The sequence below is a fragment of the Streptomyces sp. IBSBF 2435 genome (assembly GCF_036815005.1).
Lineage (GTDB): Bacteria > Actinomycetota > Actinomycetes > Streptomycetales > Streptomycetaceae > Actinacidiphila.
Genome location: NZ_JAJSYW010000066.1, coordinates 24,016 through 31,510, shown reverse-complemented (window position 1 = coordinate 31,510; position 7,495 = coordinate 24,016). Strand labels below are relative to the sequence as shown.

The window sequence follows — 7,495 nt, the reverse complement described above, 5'->3', positions numbered from 1 at the left end:
GCGCCGAACCCGCCGGGCCACGTGTTCGTGATGCTGTAGTCGACCTGGCAGCCGCTCGCCGCCTGCGCCGACGTCGCCACGAACGAGATTCCCATGGCGGCTAGCGCCGTGGAGACCACGCCGATCAGCCACGTCCTGAAGTGCGGTCTTCTGCGTTTGCGTTCCACAGGATTCTCCCTGAGCGTTCAACGTGCGGAGCTTCTGTTAGCGCTCACACACGAGGTGGGGGTGCAGGGATGCACGGGGCCGCTCAGGTGGCATCCCTGGGCGGCACTGGGGATTCAGCCTGGCACGCGTCACGGAAGCTCCGCAAGAGGTCGTCCGGCGGCGCCCACCCGGCGGTTCGTGCGGTGGCCAGCGCGGTCGCCAGGGGGCGGGCGAGGCGCGGTGACCGGCATGCGGCCGACGGGTTCGGGCGCTGCACCGACCCGGTCCGCCCCGCTTCTCCGGCACCGGCGCGCGCTTCGGACAGATCGACACCCCTGTACAGGCGCTGCGGCGGGCGGCCGAGGGTGTGCCAGGTACGCGCCGCTTCGGTCAGCCGGCGGTGGAGGCGCAGCGCGTACCCCCGGGTGGCGGGCGCCGTCCCCACGCCGCACACGTCGGGGCGCCCCACGGGGTGCCGACCGCTCCGCCATGTGGGAACAGGGTCAGGTGGTGCCTGGGGATCGACCACCCGCACCAGCGTAGTGACCGCTCCCGGAGCCGCAACGGGGCCTCGGAGCGCGGCACCTCGGCCGTGCACGTCACCGAACTGTGCTGACCGTCCCGGGCCTGCGACCGCGCCCCCTTCGCCCGCGCCGGCGGCAGGGGGCGTCGCCAAGCCGGTTGTACCGGTTGTGCCGATCGGCGAGCGGGGGTGGAACCGGTCGCCTGCGCATTCCGATCGACTCCGGAGGAACGGCCGCCGTACCGGGTGCGTTCAGTACCAACGGCCCTGTCCCATGGATCGGTGGTGACGACGGGTGCCGTAGCCACCACCGATCACGTGACACAACCGAGGACCGTACGGTCCCGGGGAACCTGACAGAGATCAGCGCTGCAGGGTGAGGACTGCGGGGCGCCAGGGCAGTTGGCCGTAGTCGCCGCTCGAACCCTTGGCCATGCCCTGGTAGAGGAACTGGAGGTTGCAGGGGTCGACGGTCATGGTCTGGTCGGGGTTGTTGCGGACGAGGTCGCCGTGGCTGATGTCGTTGGTCCAGGTGGCGCCGCTGTTGGCCTTGCCGGCGAAGGGATTGCTCTCGCTGGCGGCTTGGGGGGTCCAGGATCCGCTGAGGCTGGTGGCGGTGAAGGAGCGGAAGTAGCGGCCGTTGGAGCCAATGGCCTCGACGATCATGAGGTACTGGTTCTGGCCCTGGACCTTGTAGACCTGGACGGCTTCGAAGAGGTTGGCCTGGGAGTCGCTCATGACGGTGGTGTAGTTGGAGCCGAAGCTGGAGGGGAAGTTCCCGATGGGCATGCTGGCGCGGTAGATCTTGCCGTTGTCGCCGGCGAAGAACAGGTACATGTTCTGGCCGTCACCGATGAGGGTCTGGTCGATGGGGCCGGTGCCGGAGCCGGAGATGCTGCCGGTGAACAGCGGTTGTGAGGACGACCAGCCGTTGGGGTTGGTGGGGTCGCTGGATGTCTTGTAGAAGAAGGGTGTCGCGCCCCATTGGGATGCCAGTACCCAGATGTTCTTGGGTGCGAAGTAGAACAGGGTGGGGGCCACGGTGGACTGGCTCATCCCGGTCTGCGGGGCCGAGGCCATGTCCGACCAGTTGGTGAAGGGCTGGAAGGCCATCGACCCGTAGGACGATGCGTTGTGGTTCGAGGCGTAGACGAGGTGCTTGCCGTTGTAGACGACGTTGGTGAAGTCCTTCAGCGACACCCACCCGTTCGCCGGCTGCGCCAGCGCTCCCGTCGACGACCAGTGGTAGGACGATGGGAGCGTGCACGTCCCACCCGTCGTGGGCGGTGTGGTCGGCGGCGTCGTCGTCGGCGACGTGGGCGGGGTGGTGGTGACGGTGCCGGTGCAGGGGGTCCCGTTGAGCGTGAAGCCGGCGGGGACGGGGTTGGAGCCGGTGTAGGCGCCGTTGAAGCCGAAGCTGGTGGATCCGCCGGTCGCCAGGCTGCCGTTGTAGGAAGCGTTGGTCACGCTGACCTGGGTGCCGCTCTGGGTGTAGGTCCCGCTCCACAGCTGGGTGATGGACTGCCCGGTGGCGAAGGCCCAGGAGAGCTGCCAGCCGGTGACCGGCGCACCCAGATTGGTAACGCTCACATTGGCGCCGAACCCGCCGGGCCACGTGTTCGTGATGCTGTAGTCGACCTGGCAGCCGCTCGCCGCCTGCGCCGATGTCACCACGAACGAGATTCCCGCAAACGCCAAAACGGTGGAAAGCAATGCGATGAGCAGCGGCTGTCGCCGCTTCACCATATGGGTGCGCGTCATGAAACGTACTCCTTGAGTGATGAGCCCGAAGGGGCCATTGATTGCGCTAACAACCGAGGGCCAGCGCCAGCCTGCGGCACCGAACCGCCACTCCTTGTGCCGCCGGCCGCCGCGGCACGCGGCCGCGGTCGTCGGCACACGCGGCAACGCAGCGCCGGAGGGGAGGAACAACGGGTCTCTGGGATCACTTCGACCTCGTCTCTTGGCGGTCCTGCGGGGCACGCTGCTGAGCGCACCGCCACGAGGAACACGGTGGGGGGCCGCTCACGAGGGTTGACAGCCGTCGGAGTTGTCTCAGCGTCAGGAGGGGACTGACGCGAAACGGTGGTAAGTGTGGACCTGCGGCATTCGAAGGTCAATGCTCCGGTACAGAAATTCTCGACGGCCGAGGCGGCGAGACCGCCGAGGTCCACCCGACCTACAGCGACCGGAAGCAGACTGAAGAAGGCGGCCGGACTTCCTCGCCGAGTGGACGGAGTTCGACTGGGCGGGCTACCGCCTCGGCCGGTTCCTCGGCGTGATCCCGCCGGACGGCAGCTTCAGCTCGGTGAAGGGGACCTTCTGGATCGACGGCTTCCGCTCGGCATCATGCTGGACGAGATGCAGGAGAGTCCGGTGAAGGCGGGGTTCCTGGAGAACAGCGACGACCTCCAGTACCGGTGGAACCCGGTGCGGCCGGACATCGACGCGCCGCTCGATGCGGAGCCCTCGCCGCCTGCCCCGCGTCGGTGTCACCGATCATGTATTCGTCGGCCACGGCGCACAGCCGGTGAACGAATCGACCGCGTTCGGCTGCGTCGAACCGGCCGTGAGCCCACTTTCTCCCACAGGCCACCGGGTATGAACAGGGCGGGGGTCGCGCCATCGGGCCGGTGCCCCTGGTCGGAGGGGAGGGTCCGGCCCTCCCAGCCCCCCGGACAGGCACGCGCGAGCCAACACCACTTGCACCCTGCGCTATCCAGCGCACGACACGACGGCAGGGCTGGCCCCGAATCGAGCCAACCCCGTCTGACCTGCACATTCGTGAAAGGCGGTGCCACCGTAAGGCTAAGGAAGCCCGCTAAACGTTGAAGCGCAACGCATCCGGCCGCACCTGGCCTGCGGCGGAGCGCCGATCATGGGCCTGACCAGGCAATCTGGCGTTGACGTGCGGTGGCCTCCGTCGGGGGTTGCGGGTGTCCTGCGGACTGTCCGCGGACTGGCCGACGAGTGTGAGGCCGACATTCGGCGGAGGACGATCAGTAGTGGTAGCGGGCGGCGAGGATGATGACCTCTTCGTCCGTGACGAGGTAGACGAGGCGGTGCTCGTCATCGATCCGCCGTGACCAGGCGCCGGCCAGGTGATACTTCAGCGGCTCGGGCTTGCCGATTCCCGTGAAGGGATCACGCTTGACGTCCTCGATGAGCTTGTTGATCCGGGCGAGCATCTTGCGGTCGTTCTTGAGCCAGGACGTGTAGTCCTCCCAGCCCTGGTCCTCGAACACGAGCCTCACGCGGCGCCCTGCCCCGCATCCGCCGCGTCAGGGTCGATCAACTCACGCTCGGAGAGATTGATGCGACCGAGAGCGTTCTCGTAGGCCTTGAGGAGGCGGCGGGCGTTCGCAGGCGAGCGCAGCAGGTAAGAGCCCTCACGCAGGGCAGCGTAATCCTCGGCGGAGACGAGCACGGCATTCCCGTGCTTGGAGACGATCTCGATGGCCTCGTGATCGTCGTTGACCTTCTTGATGAGCGGGAAGAGATCCTTGCGGGCCTCGCTCGCGGTGATGGACATGACAGAGAACCCTTCGCCGAGTGGTACTGAATAACGTACCACTCTAGTGCCAGCCGGGCAGAGGGAACAGATTGGACGGCACCGCAGAGAATCCGGTACCGAGTCAGCACGGGAACGACTGGGCGTTCTGCCCGAGTGTGTGGGGCAGCTACCGAACGCCGGCCAGGGTGACGTCGTTCAGGGCGCATGCCACGCCGCGGTCGTGACCCCATGGACATTCACCCAGCGGTCCATTCACTCAGCGCGCGCCCTGGCATCGGCCACGACACCGGGCGAACCTGAAATGTCGCGGACCGCTGCGGACTGCAAGGCAGCACAAATCGCTTCCCCCGCAGGTCAGGGCACCCATAGCTGCTCGCTCACACGGTGTCCGGGCCGATCCTGACTTGCGGCGGAGCGCCAGGCAGGGCGCTGGGCACGGCCTTTCACGTTGGCGTGCGTTGGCCTCCGACGGGGGTTTACGGGTGTCCTGCGGACTGCCTGCGGACTGGTGGGACGAGCTGCAGAAGCGAGAAGCGTGGTGCCCCAGCCGGGACGCCAACGAGCCTCCGGAGGTGGGCGACCGCCGTCACTCGGCCCGGTAGGCCGCCGTGGTCATGACGGCGGAGCCTCCCAGGCGAGCGGAGCAAGGCGGTGTAGTTCCTGCCACTGGGGGGACTGTACGAGGCCGGCGGCCCGCGTCATGGAGGAGCGGTCGATCCTCGTCTGCCACTCCCGGCCAGTGAAGTACTTGGCCTCCAGCGAGACCACTTTTGCCCTCAGGCGTTCCGCTTCCGGGCTGTCGGAGCTCCGCGTGCGGTCCAAGGCCGCGCGGGCCTCGGTCAGTTCCCTCGCACGGCCGGCCAGTTCGTGAGTGCGGCCCAGCAGTTCCCTGGCCGTGACGTGCAGGGTGGTGTTGGCGTCGACGTCCATCCTCACCTCGATCAGCGGAGTACGCCGGGGGTGCCGGGGTAGATCCGAGACCTCGAGGACGGCGAGCGTCCTGTTGTCCGTGGCATTCGGGCCCTCCCCCTCGACGACGTGCACGGTCATGGTGGTCTGCCCGTTCTCAGCCGCAGCGACGAACGTCCACCTGCGCGTGGGGATGGTGGTGTTCCGCTCGATCACCTTCAGCACCGTACCGTCGTAGGTCTCGAAACCGAGCGAGGCCGAGACCACGTCGAGGAGCAGCACGTCCTTGACCCTTCCGGCGAGCACACCGGCCTGGATGGCAGCACCTGTGACGATCCCCTCGGGGATGAGACCGCGATAGGGCTGTCTGCCACCGGTGAGTCGGCGCACCAGCTCACCGACCGCCGGCATCCGCGTGGCCCCGCCGGTCAGGATCACCTGGTCGAGTTCGGAGTGCCGGATCCCGGCGTCACGGATGGCCTGCTCGACCGGTCGACGGCAGCGCGCCAGCAGGTCGCTGGTCATGCCCTCGAACTCGGTGCGTGTCAGAGTCTCGTCGAGGTGGACGGGAAAGTCCGCGGTGGAGGTCAGGAAGGGCAGACGGATGGTGGCGCTGCTCGCCGACGACAGCTCCACCTTCGCCGCCTCGGCGGCTTCCTGAAGCCGTCGGCACGCCGGGACGTCCTGCGTGAGGTCCACACCGTGCCCGTCCCACACCCGGCGCAACAGGTGTTGCACGATCCGCTGGTCCCAGTCGTCACCGCCGAGGTGGCTGTCGCCGCAGGTCGCCTTGACCTCCACGAGACCGTCCCCGACCTCGATGAGGGTGACGTCCAGGGTGCCGCCGCCGAGGTCGAAGATCAGTACGGTGGCGTCCTCCTCCCTGTTCAGCCCGTACGTGACCGCCGCGGCAGTCGGTTCGTTGAGGACCCGCTGCACGTCGAGCCCGGCCCGGCGGGCGGTCTCCACCAGCACAGCCCGCTGAACCAGGTCGAAGTTCGCCGGCACCGTCATGATCGCGAACCGGGGCGGCTCCCCGGCGTACGCCTCCGCGTCGTCTCTCAAACGCCGCAGGATGAGCTCTGCGGCATCCTCCGAGGTCAGTCGTACCGCGCCTCGGGTGATGCTCCAGTCCGTGCCCAGCCGCAGCTTCACGGACCGAACCGTGTACTCCGGGTTCGCGATCGACTGTCGCTTGGCGGCCGTGCCGACAAGAATTCCTCCGTCAGCCGTGACGGCCACCAGGCTCGGTGTCGTGAGTGCGCCCTCCATGTTGGGGATCAGGCGTACGTCCTCGCCCTCGAAGAGGGCGATCGACGAGTTCGTCGTACCGAAGTCGATGCCCACCATCGGACCGGAGGTCCCGGTGTGTTGGCGCGGCAGTGGCGGGCGGGCGGGGCGTGCGGCCCGCGCAGCAGGGACCTCGCCGAGTCCCCGCTCGTACCACAACTGCCGTGCCCGGCGGGCGACTTCGCGGTCCGCGTCGGCCACAAGCCCGAGCAGTGCCGCTCTGGCCGCGTCCCGGGTCGGTTCACGGACGCTGCCGAGCAGCTGCTCGACGAGGTGGAGGGATCCGATGCGCTTCCAGGGCTGGACATCGAGCACGGCCGCCCGCATCTCGGCGAGCCGGTCGACGTCGCCGTGCCGGGGGCTGCGGGCCAGGTAGATCGTGCCCTGGGCGCTGTCCACGCTGAGCGTGGGGGTCTGGCCGGCGATGCGCTGCCGTACCTGTTCGTGGACGTAGGCGTAGAGCTCGTCGACCGAGACGAGGCCGTCGCCGTCGAGGTCGGCGGAGCCGTCCCGCAGGCCACGGACCACCGCCGAGGTGAACACGGACGGCTGGGCGGGGGTGCGGCTGTAGCGAACGTCCTGCTCGCCCTCATGGGCGTACTGCAGGGCAGTGGAGGCGGTGAGGACGACCCTGCCGTTGCCCGCGAAGGGCTCGCCGATGTCGACGGTGGGCGACCCGGCTTCGCGGCGCTGCGCGTTCAGGGTGAATGCTCCGCTGTAGCAGCAGTCCAGCAGGACGACGATGCGCCGGGAGCGGCTCTCGCCCATGAAGGTGCCGACCATTTCCGCGGAGACGGCGGTGGAGCCGAGATAGTCGCGTTCGGTGTCACTCATGACGAAGTACAGGCGGTTGCGGATGTCCTTCCATCCGTGCAGCGACAGGTGCAGCAGAAGCAGGTCGTCGCGCCCGGCCCGGGTGAAGAAGGACTCCAGAGCGCGCGTCGCCGCACGCTGACCGACATCAACGAGGGTCTCGACCTCGAATCCGCCGATGTCCGGATCGCCCAGCACCGCCGCCAGCTCGGCGGCGTCCGCGGCGGCGGCCGGCAAGGTGGCGAAGTGCTCGTCGGTGTACGCGCTGTTGGCGATGACCAGGGCCCGAGACACCACGG

The 7,495-nt window shown here is 68.3% G+C and carries 4 protein-coding genes; all 4 read right to left on the bottom strand.

Features of this window, described 5'->3' with window-relative positions; all coding sequences use genetic code 11:
• Nucleotides 1-1,033: 1,033 nt before the first annotated feature.
• The 4 genes from V7E46_RS15395 to V7E46_RS15380 all read right to left on the bottom strand — a co-directional run bounded on the left by V7E46_RS15395 (nucleotide 1,034) and on the right by V7E46_RS15380 (nucleotide 7,493).
• Nucleotides 1,034-2,431 carry a non-reducing end alpha-L-arabinofuranosidase family hydrolase gene (locus tag V7E46_RS15395; RefSeq protein WP_333768937.1) on the bottom strand — a complete coding sequence of 466 codons (1,398 nt, stop codon included), beginning with the start codon at nucleotides 2,429-2,431 and terminating at the stop codon, nucleotides 1,034-1,036.
• Between the two features lie 1,238 nt (nucleotides 2,432-3,669).
• Nucleotides 3,670-3,924 carry a Txe/YoeB family addiction module toxin gene (locus tag V7E46_RS15390; RefSeq protein WP_251490148.1) on the bottom strand — a complete coding sequence of 85 codons (255 nt, stop codon included), beginning with the start codon at nucleotides 3,922-3,924 and terminating at the stop codon, nucleotides 3,670-3,672.
• Entirely contained in the window at nucleotides 3,921-4,202 is a 282-nt protein-coding gene (locus V7E46_RS15385) for a type II toxin-antitoxin system Phd/YefM family antitoxin (protein WP_251490149.1), read from the bottom strand. Before V7E46_RS15385 ends, V7E46_RS15390 begins: the two co-directional genes overlap by 4 nt.
• A 594-nt stretch (nucleotides 4,203-4,796) precedes the next feature.
• Entirely contained in the window at nucleotides 4,797-7,493 is a 2,697-nt protein-coding gene (locus V7E46_RS15380) for a caspase, EACC1-associated type (protein ID WP_333768936.1), read from the bottom strand.
• Between the last annotated feature and the right edge of the window lie 2 nt (nucleotides 7,494-7,495).

What these genes read in the sequence shown, in the direction of transcription:
- V7E46_RS15395 (WP_333768937.1), bottom strand. Translation starts at nt 2,431, where the DNA reads ATGACGCGCACCCATATGGTGAAGCGGCGACAGCCGCTGCTCATCGCA.
- V7E46_RS15385 (WP_251490149.1), bottom strand. Translation starts at nt 4,202, where the DNA reads ATGTCCATCACCGCGAGCGAGGCCCGCAAGGATCTCTTCCCGCTCATC.